At 61.3% G+C, this 25337-nt stretch carries 29 protein-coding genes and 1 tRNA gene; 20 read left to right on the forward strand and 10 right to left on the reverse strand.

What is annotated here, in order from left to right; genetic code table 11:
• Positions 1-180: 180 nt before the first annotated feature.
• Complete coding sequence (murJ, locus tag Q1W40_RS09310) at positions 181-1746, forward strand: murein biosynthesis integral membrane protein MurJ (RefSeq protein ID WP_300711200.1); 1566 nt, start codon at positions 181-183, stop codon at positions 1744-1746.
• A 19-nt stretch (positions 1747-1765) separates the two neighbouring features.
• Positions 1766-2635 (forward strand): tetratricopeptide repeat protein, encoded by an 870-nt coding sequence (locus Q1W40_RS09315; RefSeq protein ID WP_300711202.1) that lies wholly within the window; start codon positions 1766-1768, stop codon positions 2633-2635.
• Here the strand turns inward: Q1W40_RS09315 and purM are convergent, their stop codons facing one another.
• Positions 2636-3667, reverse strand: a complete 1032-nt coding sequence (purM, locus tag Q1W40_RS09320) for a phosphoribosylformylglycinamidine cyclo-ligase (protein WP_300711204.1) — start codon at positions 3665-3667, stop codon at positions 2636-2638.
• 156 nt (positions 3668-3823) lie between these two features.
• Here purM and Q1W40_RS09325 point away from each other — a divergent pair, with 156 nt between their 5' ends.
• The 8 genes from Q1W40_RS09325 (at position 3824) to Q1W40_RS09360 (ending at position 10452) form a co-directional block, all read left to right on the forward strand.
• Positions 3824-4915, forward strand: coding sequence for an AI-2E family transporter (locus Q1W40_RS09325; RefSeq protein ID WP_300711207.1), 1092 nt, complete (start codon positions 3824-3826; stop codon positions 4913-4915).
• Entirely contained in the window at positions 4912-5598 is a 687-nt protein-coding gene (gene hda, locus Q1W40_RS09330) for a DnaA regulatory inactivator Hda (protein ID WP_300711209.1), read from the forward strand. The genes Q1W40_RS09325 and hda overlap by 4 nt, the downstream gene beginning before the upstream one ends.
• Complete coding sequence (locus Q1W40_RS09335; RefSeq protein WP_300711211.1) at positions 5595-6263, forward strand: HAD family phosphatase; 669 nt, start codon at positions 5595-5597, stop codon at positions 6261-6263. Before hda ends, Q1W40_RS09335 begins: the two co-directional genes overlap by 4 nt.
• Positions 6260-7819: a polynucleotide adenylyltransferase PcnB gene (gene pcnB, locus Q1W40_RS09340; RefSeq protein WP_300711213.1), complete on the forward strand. Its 1560-nt coding sequence runs from the start codon at positions 6260-6262 to the stop codon at positions 7817-7819. Before Q1W40_RS09335 ends, pcnB begins: the two co-directional genes overlap by 4 nt.
• A gap of 10 nt (positions 7820-7829) precedes the next feature.
• Entirely contained in the window at positions 7830-8318 is a 489-nt protein-coding gene (folK, locus tag Q1W40_RS09345) for a 2-amino-4-hydroxy-6-hydroxymethyldihydropteridine diphosphokinase (protein ID WP_300711215.1), read from the forward strand.
• Positions 8315-8677 carry a DMT family protein gene (locus Q1W40_RS09350; protein ID WP_300711217.1) on the forward strand — a complete coding sequence of 121 codons (363 nt, stop codon included), beginning with the start codon at positions 8315-8317 and terminating at the stop codon, positions 8675-8677. Before folK ends, Q1W40_RS09350 begins: the two co-directional genes overlap by 4 nt.
• A 92-nt stretch (positions 8678-8769) precedes the next feature.
• Positions 8770-9417 carry a DUF47 domain-containing protein gene (locus Q1W40_RS09355; RefSeq protein ID WP_300711219.1) on the forward strand — a complete coding sequence of 216 codons (648 nt, stop codon included), beginning with the start codon at positions 8770-8772 and terminating at the stop codon, positions 9415-9417.
• A gap of 21 nt (positions 9418-9438) precedes the next feature.
• Positions 9439-10452, forward strand: coding sequence for an inorganic phosphate transporter (locus tag Q1W40_RS09360; protein WP_300711221.1), 1014 nt, complete (start codon positions 9439-9441; stop codon positions 10450-10452).
• 50 nt (positions 10453-10502) lie between these two features.
• Here the strand turns inward: Q1W40_RS09360 and Q1W40_RS09365 are convergent, their stop codons facing one another.
• Positions 10503-10949, reverse strand: a complete 447-nt coding sequence (locus Q1W40_RS09365; protein WP_300711223.1) for a hypothetical protein — start codon at positions 10947-10949, stop codon at positions 10503-10505.
• Positions 10950-10957: 8 nt separating this feature from the next.
• Entirely contained in the window at positions 10958-11479 is a 522-nt protein-coding gene (locus Q1W40_RS09370) for a GNAT family N-acetyltransferase (RefSeq protein ID WP_300711225.1), read from the reverse strand.
• Positions 11480-11614: 135 nt separating this feature from the next.
• Here Q1W40_RS09370 and rpsP point away from each other — a divergent pair, with 135 nt between their 5' ends.
• From rpsP to rplS, 4 genes are all read left to right on the forward strand, one after another.
• Positions 11615-11866 carry a 30S ribosomal protein S16 gene (gene rpsP / locus Q1W40_RS09375; RefSeq protein ID WP_090045429.1) on the forward strand — a complete coding sequence of 84 codons (252 nt, stop codon included), beginning with the start codon at positions 11615-11617 and terminating at the stop codon, positions 11864-11866.
• Between the two features lie 16 nt (positions 11867-11882).
• On the forward strand, positions 11883-12500 hold the full coding sequence (rimM, locus tag Q1W40_RS09380; protein ID WP_108322999.1) for a ribosome maturation factor RimM: 618 nt from the start codon (positions 11883-11885) through the stop codon (positions 12498-12500).
• A gap of 28 nt (positions 12501-12528) precedes the next feature.
• Complete coding sequence (gene trmD, locus Q1W40_RS09385) at positions 12529-13281, forward strand: tRNA (guanosine(37)-N1)-methyltransferase TrmD (RefSeq protein WP_300711232.1); 753 nt, start codon at positions 12529-12531, stop codon at positions 13279-13281.
• Between the two features lie 120 nt (positions 13282-13401).
• Positions 13402-13785 carry a 50S ribosomal protein L19 gene (rplS, locus tag Q1W40_RS09390; RefSeq protein ID WP_300711234.1) on the forward strand — a complete coding sequence of 128 codons (384 nt, stop codon included), beginning with the start codon at positions 13402-13404 and terminating at the stop codon, positions 13783-13785.
• A gap of 161 nt (positions 13786-13946) precedes the next feature.
• Here the strand turns inward: rplS and Q1W40_RS09395 are convergent, their stop codons facing one another.
• On the reverse strand, positions 13947-15974 hold the full coding sequence (locus Q1W40_RS09395; RefSeq protein WP_300711236.1) for a DEAD/DEAH box helicase: 2028 nt from the start codon (positions 15972-15974) through the stop codon (positions 13947-13949).
• 265 nt (positions 15975-16239) lie between these two features.
• Entirely contained in the window at positions 16240-16827 is a 588-nt protein-coding gene (gene orn, locus Q1W40_RS09400) for an oligoribonuclease (RefSeq protein WP_300711237.1), read from the reverse strand.
• Between the two features lie 87 nt (positions 16828-16914).
• On the opposite strand from orn, the gene Q1W40_RS09405 reads away from it, so the two are divergent.
• Genes Q1W40_RS09405 through rsgA form a run of 3 tightly spaced genes read left to right on the forward strand, consistent with a single transcriptional unit; the run spans position 16915 to position 19453 of the window.
• Entirely contained in the window at positions 16915-18174 is a 1260-nt protein-coding gene (locus Q1W40_RS09405; protein ID WP_300711239.1) for a M48 family metallopeptidase, read from the forward strand.
• Positions 18171-18482, forward strand: coding sequence for a 4a-hydroxytetrahydrobiopterin dehydratase (locus tag Q1W40_RS09410; RefSeq protein WP_300711241.1), 312 nt, complete (start codon positions 18171-18173; stop codon positions 18480-18482). Before Q1W40_RS09405 ends, Q1W40_RS09410 begins: the two co-directional genes overlap by 4 nt.
• Complete coding sequence (gene rsgA / locus Q1W40_RS09415; protein ID WP_300711243.1) at positions 18479-19453, forward strand: ribosome small subunit-dependent GTPase A; 975 nt, start codon at positions 18479-18481, stop codon at positions 19451-19453. Before Q1W40_RS09410 ends, rsgA begins: the two co-directional genes overlap by 4 nt.
• A 12-nt stretch (positions 19454-19465) precedes the next feature.
• On the opposite strand, the gene Q1W40_RS09420 is transcribed toward rsgA, so the two are convergent.
• Entirely contained in the window at positions 19466-20428 is a 963-nt protein-coding gene (locus Q1W40_RS09420; protein WP_300711244.1) for a CobD/CbiB family protein, read from the reverse strand.
• A gap of 8 nt (positions 20429-20436) precedes the next feature.
• Complete coding sequence (locus Q1W40_RS09425; protein WP_300711246.1) at positions 20437-21162, reverse strand: CoA pyrophosphatase; 726 nt, start codon at positions 21160-21162, stop codon at positions 20437-20439.
• Between the two features lie 79 nt (positions 21163-21241).
• Between Q1W40_RS09425 and Q1W40_RS09430 the strand changes: the two genes are divergently transcribed.
• From Q1W40_RS09430 to Q1W40_RS09440, 3 genes are all read left to right on the forward strand, one after another.
• Positions 21242-21982, forward strand: a complete 741-nt coding sequence (locus Q1W40_RS09430) for a MipA/OmpV family protein (RefSeq protein WP_300711248.1) — start codon at positions 21242-21244, stop codon at positions 21980-21982.
• A gap of 118 nt (positions 21983-22100) precedes the next feature.
• Positions 22101-22991, forward strand: a complete 891-nt coding sequence (locus Q1W40_RS09435; protein ID WP_300711250.1) for a hypothetical protein — start codon at positions 22101-22103, stop codon at positions 22989-22991.
• A gap of 150 nt (positions 22992-23141) precedes the next feature.
• Positions 23142-23624: a DUF4148 domain-containing protein gene (locus Q1W40_RS09440; RefSeq protein WP_300711252.1), complete on the forward strand. Its 483-nt coding sequence runs from the start codon at positions 23142-23144 to the stop codon at positions 23622-23624.
• 103 nt (positions 23625-23727) lie between these two features.
• Here Q1W40_RS09440 and Q1W40_RS09445 read toward each other — a convergent pair whose 3' ends face one another.
• The 3 genes from Q1W40_RS09445 to Q1W40_RS09455 all read right to left on the reverse strand — a co-directional run bounded on the left by Q1W40_RS09445 (position 23728) and on the right by Q1W40_RS09455 (position 25322).
• On the reverse strand, positions 23728-24129 hold the full coding sequence (locus tag Q1W40_RS09445) for a 5-fold beta-flower protein (protein ID WP_300711254.1): 402 nt from the start codon (positions 24127-24129) through the stop codon (positions 23728-23730).
• A gap of 96 nt (positions 24130-24225) precedes the next feature.
• Positions 24226-24301 (reverse strand) — tRNA-Thr (locus tag Q1W40_RS09450).
• Between the two features lie 13 nt (positions 24302-24314).
• Positions 24315-25322 carry a class 1 fructose-bisphosphatase gene (locus Q1W40_RS09455; RefSeq protein ID WP_300711256.1) on the reverse strand — a complete coding sequence of 336 codons (1008 nt, stop codon included), beginning with the start codon at positions 25320-25322 and terminating at the stop codon, positions 24315-24317.
• Positions 25323-25337: the final 15 nt, after the last annotated feature.

The following is a 25337-nucleotide window of genomic DNA, read 5'->3' on the forward strand; positions in this document are numbered from 1 at the left end:
GCAAGACGGGGGTTCTTTTTCTTTGGCTTAGCTGATGCCATGATGATTTCCTTTGTGGTCTGAGGATGTTGTCGGCGAACCCAGCATTCTAGCAGAATGAATCGGCCCATTCTCCCCCTGCGGGCCAAGCGGCCATGACAGGGGCAAGAGGTGGCCCATCGGCCGCTACACTCCTAGCCTGTGAGCCTCCTACGTTCTGCCTCTGTCGTTTCCATTTTCACGCTGGCCTCCCGGGTGACGGGGCTGGTGCGCGAGCTGTTGATCGCCTCGGCCTTCGGGGCCAGCGCCCTGACCGACGCCTTCAATGTGGCCTTTCGCATTCCCAACCTGTTTCGCCGCTTGTTTGCGGAAGGCGCTTTCAGCCAGGCCTTTGTCCCGGTGCTGGCGGCCAACCGGGCCCAGCATGGCGATGAGGCGACCAAAGACGCGATCGACAGCGTGGCCACCGCGCTGGCTTGGTCGGTGCTGGCCTTGTCTGTGATTGGGGTGCTGGCCGCGCCTTGGCTGGTCTGGGCTTTGGCCAGCGGCTTGCAACAAGACCCCAAGGGCTACCAGTCGGCTGTGCAAATGACCCGCTGGATGTTTCCTTACATCGCCTTCATGTCGATGGTGGCGCTGTCCGCGGGCATTTTGAACACCTGGAAGCGCTTTGCCGTGCCTGCGGCCACGCCGGTGCTGCTCAATGTGAGCGTGATCGCGGCGGCCCTGGGTTTGTCGCCCTGGCTGGCTGCGCGCGGCATTGAAGCCGTTTATGCCTTGCCTGCAGGCGTCATGCTCGGCGGTGTTTTGCAGTTACTGGTGCAGATCCCGGCGCTCAAGCGATTGGGCTTGTTGCCGCGCATGGGCATCAGGCCATCGGCCATTCGACGGGCTTGGACCAATCCGGCCACCCGCAACATCTTGCGCCTGATGGCCCCGGCTTTGCTGGGCGTGGGCGTGGCCCAAATTTCTTTGCTCATCAACACCCAGATTGCCTCGCACCTGGCGCCCGGCAGTGTGAGCTGGCTCAGTTATGCGGACCGATTGATGGAGTTCCCCACCGCCATGTTGGGCGTGGCGCTGGGTGCGGTTTTGATGCCGCAGCTGGCGGCGGCCAAAGCCACGGGCGATGCAGACCGTTATGCCGCCATGCTCGACTGGGGCTTGCGCCTGGTCTTGCTGCTGGCCTTGCCCTGTGCGGCGGCACTGCTGGTGTTTTCCGAGCCCTTGGTGGCGGTGCTCTACCACTACGGGGCCTTCACCGACCGCGATGTGCAGCAAACCACCTTGTCGCTCACCGGCTACGGCATTGGCCTCATGGGTTTGGTGGCCATCAAGGTGCTGGCTCCGGGTTATTACGCCAGCCAGGACATCCGCACGCCGGTCAAGATCGCGGTGGTGGTGCTGGTGATCACCCAATTGTTCAACCTCTTGTTCGTGCCTTGGCTGCAGCATGCCGGGCTGGCTCTGTCCATTGGCTTGGGCGCCTTGGTCAATGCCCTGTGGTTGTTGATCGGCTTGCTGCGTCGAGGCAGTTACAAGCCCCAGCCGGGCTGGGCGCGGTTTGCTATGCAGGTGCTGGTGGCCACGGGCTTGCTGGCGGCCTTGTTGTGGGTGGCCGCGCACCAATTGCAATGGGTCAGTTTGCGCCAGACGCCCTGGCTGCGCATCGGCTGGATGGTGGTGGTCTTGCTGGCATCGGCCTTGTTGTACTTTGGCGCCTTGTGGGCCACAGGCGTGCGCCTGAAGGCCTTCCTCAAGCGTTGAAAAAGCGCAGGTCTGAGCCATGGATTTGAAATTTGAACCCGTCTCGCCGCTAGACTACTTTGCCAGCCTGGTGCAAAGCGATGAGCACTTTCCATTGCTGGAAGCGGCAGCCAGTTTGGCGCAAGACGAAGAGCCCGATCTGGATGTGCAGCATGTGCTGGACGACGTGGAGCGCTTGTTGAAAAAAGTCAAAGCCCGTTTGCCCGAGGATGCCGACGAGCTGACCCGACTGGCGATCCTGGCGCAGGTGTTTTACAAAGACATGGGTTTTGGCGTCAATGCCAATGATTTTTATGCGCCGGAGAACAGCTACTTGCAAGAGGTGCTGCGCACCCGCCGGGGCTTGCCCATTGCATTGGCGGTGATTTGGTTGGAGCTGGCGCAGGGCTTGGGCTTGCACGCGCAAGGCATTTCGTTTCCGGGACACTTTCTGGTCAAAGTTGCACTCGAAGGCGGTCTGGTGGTGCTGGACCCGCTGACCGGCGAGTCGCTCGGCTTGGACAACCTGGCCGAACGCCTGGGGCCTTACCGCGACGATGTGGACTGGGCTGCCGGCGCCGACCTGGACAGCGGCGAAACGCCTCTGGGCTTGTATTTGCAGGCGTGCCCGCCGCGCGACTTGTTGGCCCGCATGCTGCGCAATCTCAAAGAAGTGTTCCGTGCGCAAGAAGACTGGCCTCGCATGCTGGCGGTGCTGGACCGCTTGGTGGTGTTGCTTCCAGAAGTGTGGACCGAGCGGCGCGACCGCGGCTTGGTGCACGCCGAGCTGGGCCACATGCAGGATGCCTTGCACGACTTGCAGGTGTATTTGGGCGCCGAGCCATCGGCGCCCGATCAAGCGGCGCTGAAAGTCCGCTTGCGCGAACTGTCAGGCGACGCGCCCGCCTGATCAGGCCACGACGACCTGTTCGCCGCTGCCTTGGGCGGCAATCACACCGATGGTGTAAACCTGCTCACCCGCGGCACGCAAGGTGGCCGCGCAGCTTTCGGCTTCGGCCGCGTCAATCACCACCACCATGCCGATGCCGTTGTTGAAGGTGCGGTTCATCTCGATGTCGTCGATGCCGGCGGTTTTTTGCAGCCAGGCAAACAGCTCGGTCTGGGGCCAGCTGCCTTTTTGCAGGTGCGCGGCCAGGCCTTCGGGCAGCACGCGGGGGATGTTCTCCAGCAAGCCACCGCCGGTGATGTGGGCCAAAGCCTTGATGGGGTGAGCAGCCAATGCGGCCAGCACGTTCAGCACGTACAGGCGGGTAGGCTCCATCAGGGCTTGCTTGAAAGGCTTGCCGTCGAGTGTGGCGGGGGCTTCTGAGCCTGCGCGCTCGATGCACTTGCGCACCAGGCTGAAACCGTTGGAGTGCACGCCGCTGGACGCCAGGCCCAACACCACGTCGCCCGCCTTGACGTTTTGACCGGTGAGGATTTTGGTTTTTTCGACCGCGCCAACCGCAAAACCGGCCAAGTCGTATTCGCCAGCGGGGTACATGCCGGGCATCTCGGCGGTTTCGCCGCCGATCAAAGCGCAGCCCGACAATTCGCAGCCCTTGGCAATGCCACCCACCACGGCAGCAGCCGTGTCCACGTCCAGCTTGCCGCAGGCAAAGTAGTCGAGGAAGAACAGGGGCTCGGCGCCTTGCACCAGCACGTCGTTCACGCTCATGGCCACCAGGTCGATGCCCACGGTGTCGTGCATGTTCCATTCAAACGCCAGCTTGAGCTTGGTGCCCACGCCGTCGGTGCCGCTCACCAGCACGGGTTCTTTGTAGCGCTTGGGCACTTCAAACAGGGCTCCGAAGCCGCCGATGCCGGCCAGCACGCCTTCGCGCATGGTTTTCTTGGCCAGGGGCTTGATGCGCTCGACCAGCGCGTCGCCTGCAACGATGTCAACGCCGGCGTCTTTGTACGAAAGTGGGGTGTGGCTCATGGTTTCGGCCCTCAGAGGGCAAGTAAATGGGGTATGGGGGCCAATAAACGGGCTGGCAGACTAAAATCAAGGCTTATTTTAAGGGTTCACCCTGACGGTTCCCGATCCCCTTTCACAAAAGACGAGTCCCACTTGCAGCAACCTGTCCCATTTTTGATGTCCCGCTTGGCCGCATGGAGTGGCGTGGCCCTGTTGGCGGTGCTGATTTTCTGGCTCTTGGCCCCTGTGCTGGCCCCGTTTGTGGTGGCTGCAGTGCTGGCGTATGTGCTCAATCCTTTGGTGCTTAAGCTGGTGCGCGTGTCGGGCGGGCGTTTGCCCCACCTCCTGGCCGTGGTGCTGGTCGAAGGCCTGGCGCTGCTGGCCTTGCTGGGCATCGTGTTGCTGCTGGTGCCCATTCTGGTGCGCGAGTGGCCTTTGTTGCAGCAGCAAATCCCGCTGCTTTTTGACAAACTCGATGCATCGCTGACACCCTGGCTCGCGCAAATGGGCATTTCGGTGTCGCTGGACCTGAGCGAGCTGAAAAGCCAGCTGGTCGCGTACTTGAGTGCCAACCGCGAAGACTGGTGGGCGCCGCTGATGTCCTCGCTCAAGCTCGGTGGCAGCGCCGCGCTGGCCTTGGCCGGTTTTGTCGTGCTGGTGCCTGTGGCCTTGTTTTATTTGCTCAAGGATTGGTCAAGGCTGATGCATGCCACGGCCGATCTGGTGCCGCCTGCATGGCGCAGCGTGTTCGACGGTTTCATGGGCGAATGCGACACCGTCTTGGGCGAATACCTGCGCGGTCAGTTGCTGGTCATGCTGTGCCTGGCGGTGTATTACGCCTTGGGTTTGTGGCTGTTTGGCCTGGAGCTGGCGCTGCCCATTGGCATCTTCACGGGGCTGGCGGTGTTTGTGCCGTATTTGGGTTTTGGTGTGGGGCTGCTGTTGGCCTTGCTGGCGGGCTTGTTGCAATTGGCACCAGGTCAGGCCGTGCTCATGGTGGCGGTGGTGTACGGGCTGGGGCAGCTGATCGAAAGTTTCGTGCTCACCCCGCGCTTGGTGGGTGAGCGCATTGGTTTGCATCCTTTGGCGGTCATCTTGTCTTTGATGGCTTTTGGTCAGCTGATGGGCTTTGTGGGCGTGTTGATTGCCTTGCCTGCCAGCGCCGTTTTGCTGGTGGGGCTTCGCCGTTTGCGCTGCCAATACCTGCACAGCGATCTTTACCGGAACAGTGGCGCTGCCGATGATGAACAAGGGCCTGGCAAGGCATGAAGCAACTGGCTTTGGACATCGGCCTGGCTTCGTCCCCCACGCTGGATAATTTTTTTGCTGGCCCCAATGAGGCCGCCTTGAGTCATTTGCGTTTGTGGACGTCATCGAGCCATCGTTCACCTGTGCCCAGTTACCTCTGGGGCGAGGGCGGTTCGGGCAAAACCCATTTGCTGCATGCGGTGCACCACGCGCTCAAAGAGCAGGGTGCCCAAGTGGGTTGGCTCGATGCATACACCATGAACCCGCCTGAGTTCAACGACGATTGGGTGGCGGTGCTGATGGACGATGTGCACCTGTACAACGCCGAGCAGCAGCACACCGCATTCAACTGGTTTGTCAACGCGCTCACACCCCGAGTGGGCACACCGCGCTGGGTGCTGGCCGCAGGCGCCATGCCCCCGGCTGACCTCAAGTTGCGCGACGATCTGCGCACCCGCTTGGGTTGGGGTCATGTGTATGCCCTGCAGGTGCTCGATGAGCCTGAGCGCCGCGCTGTGTTGCGCCAGGCGGCCGATGCCCGGGGCCTGTTTTTGAGCGATGAAGTCATGTCCTACATGCTCAACCGCTTCTCGCGTGATCTGGGCAGCTTGATGCAGCTGCTCGACCACTTGGACCAATATGCTTTGCAAATGCAACGCGCCCTGACCATTCCTTTGGTGCGCGCGATGCTGGAGAACGAATGAAACTCGCGCTGTTCGATCTGGACCACACACTTTTGCCGATCGATTCGGACCACACCTGGGGCGTGTTCACCACCGAGCTGGGCTGGAACGATCCGGCCATGTTCAACCAACGCAACGACGAGTTCTATGCCCACTACCAAGCGGGCACGCTGGACATCCATGACTACGTGCGTTTTGCCACCCAGGCCGCGCGCGAGCGTGGAGCGGCCGAAGCGGCCCGCGCGCACGATCGCTACATGGACGAGGTGATTCGCCCGCGCATCACGCCCGAGGCGCTGGCGCTGGTACGATCGCACCAGCACGCTGGTGACACGGTCATGATCGTGACGGCTACCAACGAGTTTGTGACCCGCCCGATCGCCCAAGCCTTTGGCGTGAGCGAATTGATCGCGGTGGAGCTGGAACGCGACAGCACGGGCTGGATCACCGGCGAGATCCAAGGCACACCGTCGTTCCGTGAAGGCAAAGTCACCCGTGTGGCGCAGTGGCTGGCCCGCCAAGGCCTGGACTGGGACGATGTGGAGATGAGTTTTTACTCCGACTCCATGAACGACCTGCCGCTTTTGGAAAAAGCCCACCATCCGGTGGCAACGAACCCTGACGCTCGGTTGCGTCAGCTGGCCACAGAGCGTGGCTGGCGCATCCTCGAACTGTTTCAAGAATGATCAAGAAATTCATCACCAAGCTGCTGGGCAAACCGGCTGGCGGCAACAAGCCGAGTTTCGGCCGTCGCACCGAAGTGCCTGCATCGGTGCACCGCATCGACCCGAACCTGGTGGACGAACGCGCCATCAACGTGACACGCACCTTGCAGCAAGCGGGCTTTGAGGCCTACATCGTGGGCGGCGCCGTGCGCGATTTGTTGCTGGGCTTGCGCCCCAAAGACTTTGACGTGGCCACCGATGCGACGCCCGAGCAGGTCAAAGGCCTGTTTCGCCGCGCTTTCATCATTGGCCGTCGTTTTCGCATCGTGCACGTGGTGTATGGGCGAGGCCGTGACAACGAAGTGATCGAGGTCTCGACCTTCCGCGCCCATTTGGACAATGCGGCGGCCGAGCAGGTCAAGGGCAACGAGCGCACCAGCAAGCGCCAACTCGAAGGCATCCAGCATGCGGTGGATTCGAGTGGCCGTGTGCTGCGCGACAACGTTTGGGGCCCGCAAGACGAAGACGCAACGCGCCGTGACTTCACTGTCAACGCGATGTATTACGACCCTGAGACCCAGATCGTGGTGGACTACCACGGCGGCATTCAGGATGCCAAGAAACACACCTTGCGCATGATTGGCGACCCGGCCACGCGTTACCGCGAAGACCCGGTGCGCATCATCCGCGCTGTGCGCTTTGCGGCCAAGCTCAGCCACCTGGGTTTCAAGCTCGAATCCAAAACCGCCAAGCCCCTGGTCGAAGCGGCCACCTTGCTGGCCGATGTGCCGCAAAGCCGCTTGTTTGACGAAATGCTCAAGCTGCTGCAGACCGGTCACGCGCTGGCCTCCATTGCACAGCTCAAGCACTTGGGGCTGGCCAAAGGCATTTACCCACTGCTGGATGTGGTGGTCGAGCGTGCCGACAGCGATTTCGTGAAAGCCGCCTTGGCCGACACCGACCGCCGGGTGGGCGAGGGCAAGCCGGTGGCCCCCAGCTTCTTGTTGGCCTGTGTGCTGTGGGCCGATGTGCGTGACGGCTGGGCGGCACGCCTGGCGCGCAAGGAGCATCCGTATCCGGCCTTGCAGGACGCGATTGACGAGGTGTTCGACGCCCGCATTGGCGATGTGTCGGGCCGCGGCAAGCTGGCTGCCGACATGCGCGAGATCTGGATGATGCAGCCCCGGTTTGAAAAGCGCGTGGGTGCTACGCCCTTCAGCCTGGTGGAGCAGCCACGCTTTCGTGCTGGCTTTGATTTCTTGCGCCTGCGCGCCGATGCACAAGAAGTGGACGACACCCTGGCCGACTGGTGGCAAGAGTTCAGCATGGCCAGCGATTCGGAACGTGAAGACCTGGTGCAGGCCGCCAAGGCCGAGCAGCTGGCCAAGCCCCGCGTACGCCGTGCGCCCAAGCCACAAGGCGAGGGCGCTTCGCCCCGCGCTGCGGCTGTGAAGTCGGCGCCTGAATCCGATGCCGATGCGCCACCATCGGGTGATGACTCGGCGCCCAAAAAACGCCGCCGCCGCCGCCGCAAGCCCGGCAGCGGTGGTGAGCCCGGCGCGGCCAGCGCCGAATAAACGCGGCCGCATGCTGGCAGACCGTGAGCCTGTGACCGCCTACGTGGCCGTGGGCGCCAACCTCGGCGATGCGCGACAGACGGTGCTGGGCAGCCTGAGCGCCTTGGCCCGATTGCCCGGCACCGTGTGTTCGGGCCGCTCCCGCCTCTACCGCACCGCGCCTTTTGAGGCCCAGGGGCCTGACTTCATCAACGCGGTGGTGCGGCTCGAAACCCGTTTGAGCGCCCCTGAGTTGCTGGATGCCCTGCAGGGTCTTGAAAACCAGGCAGGACGCTTGCGGCCTTATCAGAACGCACCACGCACGCTGGATCTGGATGTGCTGTTGTATGGCCAGGCCTGCATGGACAGCCCTCGCCTGACCTTGCCGCACCCACGCATGTGGACCCGAGCTTTTGTGTTGTACCCCTTGGCCGATCTGGCCCCTGATCTGGTCACGCCCGCGCATTGGGCCAGTGTGGCGGGGCAAAGCATCGAGCCTTTGACGGAAAGCGTGCCATGACCTTTTTCACCAGCTTGCCCGTGGCCTTGCAGACGGTGTTGCTGCTGTTGACCAGCAATGTGTTCATGACCTTCGCCTGGTACGGCCACCTGCGCAACATGTCGGCCGCGCCTTGGTATGCGGCGGCTTTGGTGAGTTGGGGCATCGCCCTGTTCGAATACATGTTCCAAGTGCCCGCCAACCGCATTGGCCACACCGAGTTCAGTGTGGGGCAACTCAAAATCATGCAGGAGGTCATCACTTTGGCGGTGTTTGTGCCTTTTGCCGTGGTTTACCTGAAAGAGCCGTTCAAGCTGGACTACCTCTGGGCCGCCTTGTGCATGGTCGGCGCGGTTTACTTCATTTTCCGCAGCGCCTGACGTCTCCAGCCCTTGAGAGGGTGACAAACGGTTAAACTCGCCGCTGTCATGCGAATGTCATATTCGCTCTTTCAAGTCATCAGGAGTCCCCCATGCTGTTTGGCAAGTTGCTGCCCAAAGAAGGCAATTTCTTCGAACTCTTCAACCAACACGCTGAACGCACAGTCGAAGCGGCTCGGGCCTTTTCGAACTTGGTGGCCAATTACGGTGACATCCACCTGCGCGAAAAATACAACCGCGATGTGGACAACGCAGAGCACGCGGCAGACCGCGTGACCCAGGAAGTCAACCGCCTGATCCACACCACCTTCATCACCCCGATCGACCGTGAACAGATCCATGCCCTGATCAACCTGATGGACGATGTGGCCGACTTGATCCAGGATTCCGCTGAAACCATGGCGCTGTACGACGTGCGCCACATGACCGAGGAGATCACCCGCCTGACCGACCTGTCCGTGCGCTGCTGCGAACGCGTGCAGGACGCTGTCAAATTGCTGGCCCGCATCGGCGAGCCTGCTGTGGCCGAGTCCGCGCTCAAGACCTGCGAAGAAATCGACCGTCTGGAGTCGGATGCCGACCGCGTGATGCGCAGCGCCATGAGCAAGCTGTTCCGTGACGAGCCCGATGTGCGCGAGATCATCAAGCTCAAGGCCATCTACGAACTGCTGGAAACCATCACCGACAAGTGTGAAGACGTGGCCAACCAGATCGAGGGCATCGTCCTCGAAAACTCCTGATCCGAACCGGGAATCCTGAATATGGAAACCGTACAAGCCGCCTTGTGGGTGGTGATCTTGCTGGTCGCCCTGGCGCTCATTTTTGACTTCATGAACGGGTTTCATGATGCGGCCAACTCGATCGCGACCGTGGTCTCCACGGGGGTGCTCAAACCCACCCAGGCGGTGGTGTTTGCCGCGTTCTTCAACTTTGTGGCCATTTTCATCTTCCACCTGAGTGTGGCGGCCACCGTTGGCAAGGGCATTGTTCAGCCCGGGGTGGTGGACACCCATGTGGTGTTTGGTGCTCTGGTGGGTGCCATCACCTGGAACGTGATCACCTGGTACTACGGTATCCCCAGCAGTTCTTCGCATGCGCTCATCGGTGGCATCGTGGGCGCCGTCATCGCCAAGTCGGGTGCTGGTTCTCTGGTGTCGTCGGGCATCATCAAGACTGTGTCTTTCATCTTTGTGTCACCAGTCCTCGGATTCCTGTTGGGCTCCATGATGATGGTGCTTGTGGCGCATATCTGTCGTCGAGTGCGCCCTTCCAAAGTGGACAAATGGTTTCGCCGTTTGCAGTTGGTGTCTGCCGGCGCATACAGTTTGGGTCACGGTGGCAACGATGCGCAAAAAACCATCGGCATCATCTGGATGATGTTGATTGCTACAGGTTATGCCGCTGTCGGCGACAAAGCACCGCCAACCTGGACCGTGATCAGTTGCTACGCAGCCATTGGCCTGGGCACCATGTTCGGTGGCTGGCGCATCGTCAAGACCATGGGGCAGAAAATCACCAAGCTCAAGCCAGTTGGTGGTTTCTGTGCTGAGACCGGTGGTGCCATGACCTTGTTCCTGGCCACTGCCCTGGGCATTCCCGTGTCGACCACCCATACCATCACGGGTGCCATCGTGGGTGTTGGCTCTACCCAACGCGCCAGCGCCGTGCGCTGGGGGGTGGCTGGCAACATTGTGTGGGCCTGGGTTCTCACAATTCCCGCCAGTGCTTTTGTCGCTGCGATCGCTTACTGGGTCAGCTTTCAGGTGTTTGACTGATGGCTTTGCGTGCTGCATGAAAAAGCCGGACACTGTCCGGCTTTTTTGATTCACTGGCTGATCAGTCTGGCTTGTTCGATCTGGTATTCGAAGTACATCTGAAAGCTGAAAGCCAGGCTGGACATCAAGACCGCCGTGCCGATCAGCAAGGAGGTGGCGACGCCAAAAACCGTCAACCAGTTGGTTTGTCCGGCGACCTCGTCGGCAGCACCTTGCGGGTTGAATTTGGCGTTCCACTTTTCCACGGGCATCAAGCCGTAGACGATGGCCGTGAGGGCGCAGCCTGCGATGGTGAAGCCCAAACACGGGATCAACACCCAGCTCAATTGGTCGTCCAGGCCAAAGGCCTGCACGCGTTGAATGCCATACATGCCCAGTGCCGTTGGCACCGGCAAGAGCCAGCCCAGCATGTCGCCCAAGCCCTTGAGGTAAAAGCGGTGCAAGCCCAAGGGGCCGCCCCAAAAAGTGAGCCAAGTGGCCAGTGTTTTGTTTTTCATGGGGTCGATTATTGAGCAGGCGTGCTGTCGCCTGCGCCCAAAGGCTTTTCCATCATCACCACATCCAGCCAGCGGTCGAATTTCCAGCCGCAAGATGTGAGGGTACCCACCGGTGTGAAGCCCACTGAGCGGTGCACACCAATCGAGGCTGCATTGGCAGAGTCGCCGATCACCGCCAGGAACTTGCGAACACCAGCCCTTTCGGCCTGGGCGCACAACTCGGTCAACAAAGCCTTGCCCAGCCCTTTGTGGGTGGCATCGACGGCCATGTAAATGGAGTCTTCAGCCGAAAAGCGGTAAGCCGGGCGGGGCTTGAACCAGTTGCAATATGCAAAGCCCAGCACCTGTCCTGCGTCCTCCACCACCAGGTAAGGCAGGCCCTTGGCCAGCACATCGGCACGCCTGGCGCTCATGTCGGCCTCTGAGGGGGGATCGATCTCGAAAGTGCCCGTACCCGTGAGCACATGGTGCCGGTAAATGGCTGTGATGGCCGCGATATCTTCGTCCCGGCTGCGTCGGATCAAGGGCATTGGTGCTCCCGTTGTATAATGGTGGGCTTTTCAGTGTGTCACTGGCCGGGTGGCCAGTTGCGTGTCTCAAACGCTGGAAGAAAACGGGTGTCTCGGCAATTGTTCCGAAGTCACCCAACCACCCAAGGATAAATCATGGTTGTTATTCGTCTGAACCGCGGCGGCTCTAAAGCACGTCCTTTCTTCAACATCGTCGTCGCCGACAAGCGCGTGCGTCGTGATGGTCGCTTCCTCGAGCGCATCGGTTTTTACAACCCCACAGCCAAAGGCGGCGAAGAAGGTCTGCGCATTGCCCAAGACCGCTTGACCTACTGGAAGGGTGTGGGCGCCCAGGCTTCCCCCACCGTGGAACGCCTGATCCGTCAAGCCGGCAAAGCCGCAGCCTGATCGGCTGATGTCGGCCATGCGTCCACCCTTGGAGACAGCGGCACTGCCCGCTGACGCCATCGAGGTCGGGCGCATTGCCGATGCCTGGGGCATCAAAGGCTGGTTCAAGGTCTTGCCCCACAGCGCCTCGCCCGAGGCGCTTTTTTCTTCCAAGCGCTGGTTTTTGTTGCCGCCCGATCGGCCCATGAAACCCAAGCGCCCCACGGAAGCTGCAGCCGCCAAGTCTGACGCCGCTGCATGGACCGAGCCCTTGCTCTTGCGCATCAAAGAGTCCAAAGACCATTCCAGCACGCTTGTGGCCACCGCCCACGACATCGACGACCGCAATGCCGCCGAGGCCTTGCGTGGCGCCCGGATTTTTGTCCCCCGTTCCAGCTTTCCCACCGCAGCCGAGGGCGAGTACTACTGGGTAGACCTGATGGGCCTGCAGGTGGTCAACCGTGAAGGCGTGTCACTTGGTGAGGTGCGTGACCTCATGTCCACGGGTCCGCAAACCGTGCTCGTGATCGAAGCCGCACCCGAAGCCGAAGGCGGCAAACCCGTCGAGCGCATGATTCCTTTCGTCAGCGCGTTTGTCGACGGTGTCGATCTGCCTGGCAAACGCATCACCGTTGACTGGCAGCCCGACTACTGATCGGCCCCGGCCGTGGAGGGCCACATCCATGCGCTTTGACATCATCACGCTGTTCCCGGAACTGTTTGCGCCGCTGCTCACCAGCGGCATCACTCGCCGCGCCTACGAAGGCGGGCTGGTCGATGTGCGCCTGTGGAACCCCCGTGACCACGCCGAGGGCAATTACCGCCGCGTGGACGACCGTTCTTTTGGCGGCGGCCCAGGCATGGTCATGCTGGCCGAGCCCCTGTTCAAAACGCTCAGCGCCATCCGCGCCGACCGCAACGAGGCCGACCCTGCGCCCTTGGTGCTGTTCTCGCCCATCGGGCAGGCGCTGAACCACAACGCGGTGGCCAACTGGTCGCAAAGCGCTGGTGCGGTTTTGTTGTGTGGTCGCTACGAAGGCGTGGACCAGCGTTTCATTGACCAATACGTCGATGTGCAAATCAGTTTGGGCGACTTTGTCCTGTCCGGTGGGGAGATCGCCGCCATGGCCTTGCTCGATGCCGTCGCCCGTTTGCAGCCTGGCGTCCTGAACGACGAAGGCAGCCACCAGCTCGACAGTTTCAACCCAGCGCTCGACGGCCTGCTGGACAGCCCGCACTTCACCCGCCCCGAGGTCTGGCAGGGCCATGCCGTGCCACCCGAGTTGATGTCCGGGCACCATGCCCACATCGAGCGCTGGCGACGCGAACAAAGCTTGCGCTTGACCGCCGAGCACCGCCCCGAGTTGCTCGACCAAGCGCGAGCCCAAGGCCGCCTGAGCCGTCAGGACGAGGCCTTTTTGCAAAAAAAGCTATAATTAAGGGCTTTTCGATCCTCTACCCGCCGCGATCTGGCTCCAGTTGTGCACATGATGCCCAGCGCTTACAGCACAGAACGCCCCTTGTGTAGCGAGGCATGATCGGACGGAGTTCAAAAAATGAATTTGATTCAAACTCTTGAGCAGGAAGAAATTGCCCGTTTGGGTAAAGTGATTCCTGAATTTGCCCCCGGCGACACCGTGATCGTGAGCGTGAATGTGGTTGAAGGTAACCGCAAACGTGTCCAGGCTTACGAAGGCGTCGTGATTGCCAAGCGCAATCGTGGTCTGAACAGCGGCTTCACAGTGCGCAAGATCTCCAGCGGCGAAGGTGTGGAACGTACGTTCCAAACCTACAGCCCTTTGATCGCCAGCATCGAAGTCAAGCGTCGTGGTGATGTTCGCCGCGCCAAGCTGTACTACCTGCGTGACCGCAGCGGCAAGTCGGCACGTATCAAGGAAAAGTTGCCTCAGCGCAAAGCAGCCCCAGTGGCCGCTGCGTAAAGCCTTTTTCCGAGGTAGAAAAAACCGCCCGGGTTCGCCCGTGGCGGTTTTTTTACGCCTGTTCACATCGGCGCAGCCCCAAGAAAAAAGGCCTTGCCGGGTGAGGGCAAGGCCTTTAAGCGTGCAGGGCGCGAGGGCCCTGATGGCTGTTGGTGGCTTGATCAGCCGCGTGTGACTTTCAGCACGCGGGTGCCGCCACGCTTGCCGTCACCACCACCTGCGCCGCCGGCATTGTGGGGCTTGAAGTTACCAGCACCAAATTGCTTGGGGCCACGGGCGAACTTGTCACCTGCTGCGCCACGAGGTGCTGCTGCGCGGGGCGCGTTGCGGCTGTCGCCACGGTCTTCCCAGCGGCCGCCTTGACGGCCTTCACCGCGTGCGTCCTGGCGCGGTGCACCACGGTTTTCGCGGTCCCAAGGGTGCGCAGGTGCGGCACCACGTTGTTCGAAGCGATCGCCACCACGGTTGTTGTCAAAGCGGGCATCGCCACCGCGGCCATCTTTGCGCGGGTCAAAGCGGGGCTCTGCACGCTGTTCAAAGCGAGGCTGCTCATCGCGGAAATTGCCACGTGGGGCGCGGTTGTCAAAACCACCTTCGCGGTTGCCGAAATCACGGCCACCACCGCCGCCGCCGCCCGAGCGGCCACGGAAGCCACCGCTGGCGTTGGCATAGTTGCGATCACCACCAAAACGGTCACCGCCACGGCCACCCATGGGCTTGCGTGCCTCAGGCATGCGTGCTTTGGGCTCCATGCCCGGAATCACTTCGGCCTTGAAAGGCTGGCGTGTGTAGGCTTCAATGTCACCGATCTTGCGGCGGTCACGCATTTCTGCAAAGGTGACAGCCAAGCCGTCGCGGCCTGCGCGGCCAGTACGGCCAATGCGGTGGGTGTAGTCCTCGGCCTTCATCGGCAAGCCGAAGTTGAAGACGTGGGTGATGGTGGGCACGTCAATGCCGCGAGCGGCCACGTCGGTGGCGACCAGAATCTGGACTTGGCCATTGCGCAACGCCATCAGGCGGCGGTTGCGCATGCCCTGGCTCAAAGCGCCGTGCAGGGCCACAGCCGAGAAGCCGTCTTGCTGCAAGTCGGCGGCCAGGCCGTCACACTCGATTTGGGTGCTGGAGAACACGATGGCTTGGTCGATCGTGGCGTCACGCAACCAGTGGTCGAGCATCTGGCGCTTGTGTTGGGCGTTGTCGGCCCAGAACAGCACCTGCTTGATGTTGTTGTGCTTTTCCTGTGGGTTGTCGATCTGGATTTTCTGGACCGAAGAACCACCGTCGTGCATCACGCGCATGGCCAGTTGCTGAATGCGCGGCGCAAAGGTGGCGCTGAACATCATGGTCTGGCGGCGCTGGCTGGTCATGTCGTTGATGTCGGCCAGGTCGTCCGAGAAGCCCAGGTCGAGCATGCGGTCGGCTTCGTCCACCACCAAAAACTGCACTTGGTCCAGCTTGATTTGCATGGAGCGTTGCAGGTCGAGCAAACGGCCAGGTGTGGCCACGACCAGGTTGGCGTTTTGCAGCTTGGCAATTTGCAGCTGGTAAGGAATGCCACCGACCACGTTGGCCACGCGCAGACCACGGGTGTGCTTGACCAGCTCGATCGCGTCATGTGCGACCTGTTGGGCCAATTCACGGGTGGGGCACAGGATCAGGGCGCCGGGCGTCGGTGCCTTGAAGTTGCGTGGGTTGGTGGGGTCTTTGCGCTTGGCGCGCTTGGGTGCTGGCTCGCCTTTGGCGGCTGCATCGGCGCAAGCTTGTTCAAACTCGGCGCGTTCGATGGCTTCTTGTTCGGCCATTTGGGCGATCAAGGTGTGCAACACGGGCAGCAAGAAGGCGGCGGTTTTGCCGCTGCCGGTCTGGCTGGAGACCATCAGGTCGCTGTAGCCGTTGGACAGGCCGTCTTTCGAGCCGCCCGCAGTGGGCAATGCCAAAGGGATGGCGCGCAATTGCACGGCGGTAGGCTGTGTGTAGCCCAGGTCGGCCACGGCTTGCACCAGTTCAGGCGCCAGGCCCAGTTCGACGAAGCCGTTGGGCACGTCGGCCACGACTTCTTCGGCGGCAACGGCTTCAGAGGTGAGGGTGGCGTCTGCGGCCAATTCGGTTGCAGGGGCCAGGTCGGTGGAGATGGCCATGTTTTCGGCAGGCGACAAGTCGTCCTGCACTGTGTTCAAAGTGTCAGTCATGTGTATCTATAAAACTCGCACGGAACAACGGCCGTCAACAGAAAAAGCTGTTGCATTGGGCCGCAGGCACCGCAAGGTTGAAAAAACATCAACCATCAAACGGTGCTCGCGAGTGGCGCTGGGCGTGGAGCCTGGCCGCTGTGAGTGACCCTATCGTTGGGTCAAGGCATGAAGGGAGATGTAGGAAACGCTGCACATGTTGCGCAGCGAGCCCACGATTATGACACGGATCGAAAAAAAGCGCTAGGGTTTTCCCTGAAAAACTTCAAAGCCGGATGAAATGCTCGCGGTAATGCGCCAATTCGTCGATGGATTCGTGCACATCGGCCAAGGCGGTGTGCTTTTGCTGCTTCTTGAAAGACGAATACACCTCGGGCTTCCAGCGGCGTGACAGCTCCTTGAGTGTGCTCACGTCCAGGTTGCGGTAGTGAAAGAACGCTTCCAGCTTGGGCATGAACTTCACCAAAAAGCGGCGGTCTTGGCTGATGGTGTTGCCGCACAGGGGTGATGCGCCTTTGGGCAGGTATTTTTTCAAAAAAGCGATGATCTGCTCTTCGGCATCGGCTTCGCTGGTGGTCGAGGCCTTGACCTTGTCGATCAGCCCGCTCTTGCCATGCGTGCCTTTGTTCCAAGCGTCCATCTTGCCCAGCAGCTCGTCGCTTTGGTGGATCACCAACACAGGGCCTTCAATGCGTGGCGACAGGTGAGGGCCGGTGACGATCACGGCGATCTCCAGCAGGCGTTCTTTTTCGGGGTCCAGGCCCGTCATTTCGCAATCGATCCAGACCAGGTTCTGGTCAGACTTGGCCAAGTCGGCCACTTCGGGGGCGGTGGTGGTGTTCACTTCAGACATGCGCTGATTGTCGCCGAAGCCGATGACCATGTCGGACCTGAAGGTGCCGACCTGCAAGGGGGAAGGGGCGGCTCCTACAATACCCGCATGAATCCTTCTCTTTCTTTGACGGTGACCCTGGTGGTGGCCTTGTTGGCGCATGTGGCGCTCAAGTCCTGGCTCAACGCGCGCCAAGTGCGGCACGTGTCGCGTCACCGCGCGGCGGTGCCCGCAGCCTATGCCGACACTGTCTCGCTGGCCGATCACCACAAGGCCGCCGACTACACCCTGGCCAAAGCCAAGCTCTCGCAAATCGACATCGCGCTCGACGCCGCTGTTTTGTTGGGCTGGACCTTGTTGGGCGGACTCGATGCGCTGAACCAAGTGCTGCTGGGCTGGATGGGGCCTGGCATCGGGCAGCAAATCGCGCTGGTGCTGGCCTTCTCTTTGGTGGGGGGCTTGATCGGCTTGCCCTTGTCGCTGGTGCAAACCTTTGGCGTGGAACAACGCTTTGGCTTCAACAAGATCACGCCCGCTTTGTGGCTGGCCGACATGGCCAAAGGCCTGCTCCTGGGCTTGGTGCTGGGCGTGCCTTTGCTGTGGCTCATGCTTTGGCTGATGCAGGCTGGCGGCAGCCTGTGGTGGCTGTGGGCCTGGGCAGCCTTGGTGGGCTGGCAGTTGTTTTTGATGGCGATCGCCCCCAATGTGATCATGCCGCTGTTCAACAAATTCACCCCGCTCGAAGACGAATCCCTCAAGGCCCGTGTGCAGTCCCTCATGCAACGCGCAGGCTTCACGGCCAAGGGCTTTTTTGTCATGGACGGCAGCCGCCGCTCGGCGCACTCCAATGCCTTCTTCACCGGCTTTGGGGCCAGCAAGCGCGTGGTGTTTTTCGACACGCTGCTCAAGCAACTGAGCCCCGCCGAGATGGAAGCCGTGCTCGCGCACGAGCTGGGCCACTTCAAGCACAAGCACATCCTCAAGATGATGCTCACCAGTTTTGCGCTCACCTTGGCCGGTCTGGCCCTGCTGGGTTGGCTCATGCAGCAAGTTTGGTTCTACACGGGCTTGGGCGTCATGCCCAGCCTGACGGACAGCAACAACGCCTTGGCGCTGGTGCTCTTCATGCTGGTCACGCCGGTGTTCACCTTGTTCGTGGCGCCCGTGTCGTCTTGGCGCTCGCGTCAGCAAGAGTTTGAGGCCGATGCCTATGCAGTCTCGCAAACGCCTGGCCAAGACCTGTCGTCGGCTTTGCTCAAGCTGTATCAGGACAATGCTTCAACGCTCACGCCCGATCCGCTGTATGTGAAGTTCTATTACTCGCACCCGCCCGCCAGTGAGCGGCTGGCACGGATGGGCGCCGCATGAGCACCGCTGCGCTGCGCGCCTTCACGCCTACCGAAGTGGTCATGGCGCTGGGCCAGGTGCCTGGTTGGCGCTTGCAGGGCGATGGCGATGCCGTGGTGATCGAAAAGACATTCGAGTTTGCAGAGCACACGCAGGCCCTGTTGTTCGTCAACAGCGTGGGCTGGTTGTCCGAAAAGCTCAACCACCACCCGGAAGTGGTGCTGAACCATCGCCGCTGCGTGGTCCGCTGGTGCACGCACGATGTGCGGGGCCTGAGCCGTCTCGACTTTGAGGCCGCCCGTCAAACAGACGGTTTGTTGCCCGCATGAGCAAGTTCAACAAACAACGCCCCGCCCCAGCCGACGCGGCCGTGCTCGAACCCGGCCTGGTGGTGGCCACCTATGGGCGGCACTGCCTGGTGGAAACGCCTGAAGGCCGCCGCCTGATTTGCCATCCTCGTGGCAAGAAAAACCAGGTCGTGGTGGGCGACCAGGTGCTCTGGCAAATCGCTGGCGATGAAGGCAGCATTGAAAAATTGCAAGAGCGCCGCAACCTGTTTTACCGGCAGGACGAAATCCGCACCAAGTCCTTCGCGTCCAATCTGGACCGTGTGCTGATCTTGATCGCGGCCGACCCGGAGTATTCTGAAAGCCAGCTCTCCCGTGCTTTGGTGGCCGCCGAGGCCGAACGCATCACGCCCGTCATTGCGCTCAACAAAAGCGATTTGGCCGTGCCGTTTACGCAGGCCTGGGAGCGGCTGGCCCCATACCGCGCCATGGGCTATGCCGTGGTGCCCGTGAGTTTGAACCCGCGCTCGGCAGTGGCCGACGACGGCGTGGCTGCTTTGTGCGAGCACCTCTCGGGCCACACCACCTTGGTGTTGGGCCCATCGGGCAGCGGCAAGAGCACCTTGATCAACCGCCTGGTGCCCGATGCGCAGGTCGAAACCGGTGAAATTTCGCAGGCCCTCAACTCGGGCAAGCACACCACCACCAGCACCCGCTGGTATTGGGTGCCCAGCTTGGACACCAGCGCAGGCCAACGAAGCGCCCTGATCGATTCACCGGGCTTTCAGGAGTTTGGCCTGCACCACATCGAGCCGACCCGCCTGGCCGATTGCATGCCCGATTTGCGCAAGTATCTGGGGGGCTGCAAGTTCTACAACTGCACCCATTTGCACGAGCCCGGCTGCGCTGTGCTGGCGCAGGTCGAGAGCGAACACAGCGCAGGCACCATCAGTGCCCGCCGCCACCGCATTTATGCGCAGTTGTTTGACGAGTTGAGCCAGCAGCGCTGGTGAAGCAGCGGGCGCTCAGCCCACCAGCTTGGCCATGGTCAGCAAGGCCACCAGCACCAACCACATGATCACGGTGCGCCACACCAGCCCCACCACTTGGGCAAAGTGCGCCAATTCGGGCGTGCGCCCTGGCGTGCTGCTGCCGCCCGCGGTGTCGTCGCCGTCGGGCTCATTGGCCCCTTGCAAAGCCGCTCCACCCAGGCGGATGTTGATCGCGCCGGCCGTGGCGGCCAGGATCACCCCATCGTTGTCGTCTGGGAAGTTCTGCGCATGGTTGCGCCAGCCGTCCATCGCGTCTTCAAAGCTGCCCACAATCGCAAAGCCCAAAGCCGTCATGCGCGAAGGCAGCCAATCGACGGTCTTCCACGCGCTGATGGCCACGTCCTGCAGCACGGGGCTGGTGACCGAGCCATCGGTGGTTTCTTGCAACCAGCGTTGGCGTGCAAAGTCGGTCAGGCGATACACCACGGCGCCCAGCGGCCCCAGGCCAATGATGGACAAAACGGCGTACCAAAAGAACACGCCAAACACATGGCGGTGGGCCGCGATCACGGAATACTCAATGGCGTGGCGCACGATCTCGCTGCGCGGAATTTGACCCACTTGCACTTGTTGCCAAGCGGCCAGCAGTTCGCGGGCCTTGGCTTCGTCTCCGTCGTCCAGCGCTTCGCGGATGGCCGTGAAGTGGTGGCTGAACTGTCGAAACCCCAGCGTCACATACAACAGCGCCACGTTCCACAGCACTGCAAACACCCAGCCCAAACCCCATTCGAGCACCCAATGCACCAGCATGGCCAGCAGGGCCGGGCTCACGATGGTGATGCCCCAAGTCACCCAGGCCTGGTTGCGCACACCGGCGTCAAAAGTGCGTGCCACCCAGGCCGTCCAGTTGCCGATCCACTGGTAGATCAGGTTCTGTGGCAGCAAAGGGCGGGCTTGTTCAAGCACCAGCGCCAAAAGAAGAGAAAAGAAACTCATGGCTCAAATCATCCCGCGGGGTGGGCTATCAAAAAACGATAGAGGTTGCGCAGCATCGCTGCCGTCGCCCCCCAAATATAGCGTTCAACCAAGGCCTGCTCACCATCGGCGGCGATGCGGCTTTCCTGGTAAGGCATGGAAAACCACTGCCGCTGCGCCCCTTGCCACATCATGCTGTGGTGGCGGTGGTGTGCAGGGTTCATCAAAAAGGCCAGAGGCACTTCGAACACATCGTCCACCTCATCGGGGTTGGGCTGCAGCGCCATGTCAGGCGAGACCAAGCCAATCACCGGCGTCACCCAAAACGCGCTGCCGGTGATGTAGAGCGGCAACTGGCCAATCACCTGCACATGGCGCGGGTCAAGGCCGACTTCTTCTTGCGCTTCACGCAAAGCCGTGGCTTGCACATCGGCATCTTCGGCGTCGACCTTGCCGCCTGGAAAGGCAATTTGTCCCGAATGGGTCGACAAGTGCGCTGTGCGCTGTGTCAACAATATGGTGGGCTCGGACGCCGCCGGGCCTCGCATGACAATCGGCACCAGCACCGCCGCCTTTGCGGGTGCACGGCTCGAGAACTGTGGCTCGCGCACCACCTCGGGGGTCCACACCGGTGCTTGCGCAAAACGCGCTCGCAAGGCATCGGGCTGCATGTGCGCCCAAGGGACGGCGGGCAAATCATGGTCAACCCGTTCAATGGGGACCGTGCGGGGATCGATGGACAAAGGTTGGGTCACAGCGGTATTTATACCCGACCGCAGCGGCGCCTCGCAGAGGGCCAGGCCATGCGGCACAATTCATTGAAGGAGAAACACCATGCGCATGAAACACACATTCGGAATTTTGTTGGCGGCTGGATCGGTCGCGCAGGCGCAGTCGGCCTTTCCTGACCACTTTGTTGGCGATGCGGGCGGTATGCTGGTGGCCAGCCAGCCGGTGGTGCAGGGCGCCCGCGGTACCGTCACGGCCATGCCCTATGTCTATGGCGATTACGGCCGTTTTTATGCGCGTGTGGACACCTTCGGCATCAAAGCGCTGCCCATGGGGGAGGGGCATCTGGAGTTGGCGGCCCGCGTGAGCACAGAGGGCTTCAAGGCCCACAAAACCGACTTCAGCACCGCCGGTGACCGCTCGGCGCCCGTGCCGGTGGGGCTGGGCACTTTTCAGCGCACCGCCATGGGCGGCGTGTTCGCCTATGTCTTTCACGACGCCACCTCAGGCGGCCAACTGCTGGAGCTGACCTGGGCGGGCAAACTGGCCCTGGGCCAGGCCACCTTGTACCCCCAGCTGGGCCTGGAGCACCGCAGCGCGGCCTATGTGCAGCACTTGTATGGCGTGACAGCTGCGCAATCCTCTGCGGGCCTGCTGGTTTATCAAGCCGGTGCATCCACGGTGCCTGTGCTGTCTTTGCACGCCACGGTGCCCTTGCAAGGGCCTTGGGCTTTGCAGTTGCTGGGGCGCTACCGCGCTTGGGACAGCGCCGTGCGCAACAGCCCCTTGGTCGACCGGTCTGGCCAGGCCACGGCTTATGCCGCCCTGACCTACACCTGGAAGTGACATCTGCGTTTTCATGATGGCCCCAGAGCATGGGCTCTGGGCTCAAGCCGCCGTAAAATGAGACACGTTGCATTTTTTAGCAGCGCTATGGTTTCTTTTTATTCGTATAGGTTTACTCATGAAGCGTGATTACTTCTCTCAAGCCCCCCGTTCTGACCGCCGTTTTGGCGAACAACGCAGCGGCACCTGCATGGCCCTCATCGACGGCCGATTCCTGATCTGGATGGCCCAGCAAGGCGCCCTGGGTGCTACTGGCGAATCGGTCAACCGCCAAGGCCTGCTCAGCTTGCTGTCGCAAGCGCTGGCGCACTCGGCGCTGGACGTCGACCTCAAACGCATTTACTGGTACAGCGACCGCTCCGATGGTCTGGTCATCGACGACCAGATCGTGCGGCTGGTACAAGCCCACGACGCCGACGGCGGCGCGTCGCTGCTGCGCTCTTTGGGCCACGACCTCAAACAGCTGGCCGAGCACCATGCTTGCGACCACGTGCTGGTGGCCAGCGACGATGAACGCTTTTTGGCTACCATCGACGAAGCCCAGCTCAGCGGCCTGAGCGTGCACCTGCTGGCCGACGAATCGGCCCGCAACATGCCCCAAATGGTCCGCACCGATCCGGGTTGGGCCCGTCTGCTGGCCCAAGCCGACCGCCGCGTGGTGGTCAATTCGCAAGCCTTGGCCGACATGCTGCAAGGCAAGATCCCCACCGGCATGGGTCTGGCGGTGGAAGACGTCGAAGAGCTGCGCAAATCCATGCAAGAAGTCGTCAGCGCCTGGTGGGACGAAGAGCCCGAAGACCTGCGTGAAGACCTCAAGGACGCCCTGCAAATCAGCCGAGGCATTCCGCAAGAAGTGGACCGCCAACTGCTGCTGCGCATGCGCCAGCGCCTGGCCCGCGCCCTGAGCCTGCCCGAAAAGAAAATGCTGCGCGAAACCCTGCGCAACGTGGTCACTGGCCCTGCGGTGCCTGCGGCATTTGAAGGCTTGCCGCCCGACACCGACGAATGATCAGGCGCTGATCGCTTGTTCCAAAGCCGCTCAGGTGAGCGGCTTTTTTCATGGGTGCGGTGCTGCGCTTTGTGTGCGCCAAGCCACTGTCTGCAAGAATGCTGCTTGATAAATTGGGCTTCCATTTTTAAATCCAAAAAGGAAGCCCCCATGCGTCACTCCAAAATCATGGCCCCGATCCTCATGAGTTTTTTGACCGCCTTGTTCTCCAACGCATTCGCGCAAGATGCTGCAGGCGGTAAAACACGCGAGCAGGTCAAGAACGAGTTGAAAGAAGCCCAGCGCACCGGCAACATGCCTTGCGGCGACGAGAGCGGTCGCACCTTGCGCGAAGCCAATCCCTCGCGCTACCCCTCAGCGCCAGGCACCCCAGGCAAAACACGCGAACAAGTCAAAGCCGAGCTGGAAGAGGCCAAGCGAACGGGCGATGTGATGTGTGCCAATGAATCGGGCCTCAAAGAGCGCGAAGTCAACCCCGGGCGTTACCCGGCCAAACCTTCAGGCCCGACCAAAACCCGCGCACAAGTCAAGGCCGAGCTGGAAGAAGCCAAGCGCTTGGGCAATATCCCGGCAGACGGTGAGACCGGCATGACCATGCGCGAGAAGTACCCCAACCGCTATCCCGCCAAGTGAGGCATCGCATCGGACGCGAAGTCCGGTGCATGTCTTCAAGCCGCCTTCTTGGTGTTAGCCATGTCGGCGGCTGTGTGGTGCATTCGGCATCCCAATGCGCCGCTCACATGAAGAAATAAAAGTACACGATCATCTGCATGCGCCGCAGGCCATCGGCGCGGCCGATCTGACGGCCCGATGCGTCATAAATCCGCTCGCCATCGAGCCGCCCCATCAGCGAGCCCGAGGCGCTGTACAGCCGCTCGCCATCGATGCGCCCCAGCTGCCTGCCCGATGCGTCGTAAACCCGGTCCCCGTCGATGCGACCCAATTGCCGCCCTGAGGCGTCGTAAATCCGCTCGCCATCCACACGCCCGATCTGATGCCCTGATGCGCTGTAAAACCGCTCGGCATCGACCCGGCCCAACTGCCTGCCGCTGCTGTCGTACATGCGCTGGGCCATGGCGTTGCCCAGGCCAAAAGTCAAGAGCAGCAGGGCGGCGAAAAGTCGGATGGGTTTGGGCATGGTCAATGTTCGAATTTGCGAGAACGTTTCTCTGATCACGCGGAAGCAGAAAATAAAAAAGGGTCAGCAGACTTTGATCTGCTGACCCTGATGTTTTGGTGCCGGAGAGATGAATCGAACACCCGACCTTCTCATTACGAATGAGCTGCTCTACCGACTGAGCTACACCGGCTAACCTTCGAAAATTATACCTTCGCGTGGTAGCTGGTCACGCGTTCGACTTCGTTCTTGGAGCCGAGCATGACGCTCACGCGTTCATGCAACTGGCTCGGTTGCAGGTCGAGGATGCGGGTCTTGCCGTTGGTGGAGGCGCCACCAGCTTGTTCGATCAGCCAGCTCATGGGGTTGGCTTCGTACATCAGGCGCAGCTTGCCGGCTTTTTGGGGTTCGCGCTTGTCCCAGGGGTACATGAAGACGCCGCCACGGGTCAGGATGCGGTGCACGTCGGCGACCATGCTGGCGATCCAGCGCATGTTGAAGTCTTTGCCGCGTGGGCCTTCTTTGCCTTGCAGGCATTCGTCGATGTAGCGGCGCACGGGCTCGTCCCAGTGGCGCATATTGCTCATGTTGATGGCGAACTCTTTGGTGTCGGCGGGCACTTGCACGTTCTCTTGCGTGAGCACAAAAGAGCCTTGTTCGCGGTCCAGGGTGAACATGCTCACACCATCGCCCACGGTGAGCACCAGGGTGGTCTGCGGGCCGTACACGCAGTAGCCTGCGGCCACTTGCTGGTGGCCCGGTTGCAGGAAGTCCTGCTCGGTCACGCCCTGGTCACCCTCAGGCTTTTTGAGCACGCTGAAGATGGTGCCGATGCTGACGTTGACGTCGATGTTGGACGAGCCGTCGAGGGGATCGAACAACAAGAGGTATTCGCCTTGTGGGTAGCGGTTGGGCACCAGGTAGATGCTGTCCATCTCTTCAGAGGCCATGGCCGCGAGGTGACCGCCCCATTCGTTGGCTTCCAGCAGCACTTCGTTGGCGATGATGTCGAGCTTTTTCTGGACTTCGCCTTGCACGTTTTCGCTTTCAGCGCTGCCCAGCACACCGCCCAGGGCGCCTTTGTTCACGGCGTGGCTGATGCTTTTGCAGGCGCGGGCCACCACTTCGAGCAGCAGGCGCAGGTCGGCCGGGATGTGGCCTTTGTCGCGTTGCTGTTCCACCAGGTAGCGGGAGAGGGAGATTTTGCTGCTCATGTTCGTTCCTTAGGT

Origin of the sequence: Limnohabitans sp. (genome assembly GCF_030158565.1) — a bacterium.
GTDB lineage: Bacteria > Pseudomonadota > Gammaproteobacteria > Burkholderiales > Burkholderiaceae_C > Limnohabitans_A.

Coding starts and splice junctions, on each gene's coding strand:
- Q1W40_RS09315 (WP_300711202.1), top strand. CDS start 1,766: ATGGATTTGAAATTTGAACCCGTCTCGCCGCTAGACTACTTTGCCAGC.
- purM (WP_300711204.1), bottom strand. CDS start 3,667: ATGAGCCACACCCCACTTTCGTACAAAGACGCCGGCGTTGACATCGTT.
- Q1W40_RS09325 (WP_300711207.1), top strand. CDS start 3,824: ATGTCCCGCTTGGCCGCATGGAGTGGCGTGGCCCTGTTGGCGGTGCTG.
- hda (WP_300711209.1), top strand. CDS start 4,912: ATGAAGCAACTGGCTTTGGACATCGGCCTGGCTTCGTCCCCCACGCTG.
- Q1W40_RS09335 (WP_300711211.1), top strand. CDS start 5,595: ATGAAACTCGCGCTGTTCGATCTGGACCACACACTTTTGCCGATCGAT.
- pcnB (WP_300711213.1), top strand. CDS start 6,260: ATGATCAAGAAATTCATCACCAAGCTGCTGGGCAAACCGGCTGGCGGC.
- folK (WP_300711215.1), top strand. CDS start 7,830: ATGCTGGCAGACCGTGAGCCTGTGACCGCCTACGTGGCCGTGGGCGCC.
- Q1W40_RS09350 (WP_300711217.1), top strand. CDS start 8,315: ATGACCTTTTTCACCAGCTTGCCCGTGGCCTTGCAGACGGTGTTGCTG.
- Q1W40_RS09355 (WP_300711219.1), top strand. CDS start 8,770: ATGCTGTTTGGCAAGTTGCTGCCCAAAGAAGGCAATTTCTTCGAACTC.
- Q1W40_RS09360 (WP_300711221.1), top strand. CDS start 9,439: ATGGAAACCGTACAAGCCGCCTTGTGGGTGGTGATCTTGCTGGTCGCC.
- Q1W40_RS09365 (WP_300711223.1), bottom strand. CDS start 10,949: ATGAAAAACAAAACACTGGCCACTTGGCTCACTTTTTGGGGCGGCCCC.
- Q1W40_RS09370 (WP_300711225.1), bottom strand. CDS start 11,479: ATGCCCTTGATCCGACGCAGCCGGGACGAAGATATCGCGGCCATCACA.
- rpsP (WP_090045429.1), top strand. CDS start 11,615: ATGGTTGTTATTCGTCTGAACCGCGGCGGCTCTAAAGCACGTCCTTTC.
- rimM (WP_108322999.1), top strand. CDS start 11,883: ATGCGTCCACCCTTGGAGACAGCGGCACTGCCCGCTGACGCCATCGAG.
- trmD (WP_300711232.1), top strand. CDS start 12,529: ATGCGCTTTGACATCATCACGCTGTTCCCGGAACTGTTTGCGCCGCTG.
- rplS (WP_300711234.1), top strand. CDS start 13,402: ATGAATTTGATTCAAACTCTTGAGCAGGAAGAAATTGCCCGTTTGGGT.
- Q1W40_RS09395 (WP_300711236.1), bottom strand. CDS start 15,974: ATGACTGACACTTTGAACACAGTGCAGGACGACTTGTCGCCTGCCGAA.
- orn (WP_300711237.1), bottom strand. CDS start 16,827: ATGTCTGAAGTGAACACCACCACCGCCCCCGAAGTGGCCGACTTGGCC.
- Q1W40_RS09405 (WP_300711239.1), top strand. CDS start 16,915: ATGAATCCTTCTCTTTCTTTGACGGTGACCCTGGTGGTGGCCTTGTTG.
- Q1W40_RS09410 (WP_300711241.1), top strand. CDS start 18,171: ATGAGCACCGCTGCGCTGCGCGCCTTCACGCCTACCGAAGTGGTCATG.
- rsgA (WP_300711243.1), top strand. CDS start 18,479: ATGAGCAAGTTCAACAAACAACGCCCCGCCCCAGCCGACGCGGCCGTG.
- Q1W40_RS09420 (WP_300711244.1), bottom strand. CDS start 20,428: ATGAGTTTCTTTTCTCTTCTTTTGGCGCTGGTGCTTGAACAAGCCCGC.
- Q1W40_RS09430 (WP_300711248.1), top strand. CDS start 21,242: ATGCGCATGAAACACACATTCGGAATTTTGTTGGCGGCTGGATCGGTC.
- Q1W40_RS09435 (WP_300711250.1), top strand. CDS start 22,101: ATGAAGCGTGATTACTTCTCTCAAGCCCCCCGTTCTGACCGCCGTTTT.
- Q1W40_RS09440 (WP_300711252.1), top strand. CDS start 23,142: ATGCGTCACTCCAAAATCATGGCCCCGATCCTCATGAGTTTTTTGACC.
- Q1W40_RS09445 (WP_300711254.1), bottom strand. CDS start 24,129: ATGCCCAAACCCATCCGACTTTTCGCCGCCCTGCTGCTCTTGACTTTT.
- Q1W40_RS09455 (WP_300711256.1), bottom strand. CDS start 25,322: ATGAGCAGCAAAATCTCCCTCTCCCGCTACCTGGTGGAACAGCAACGC.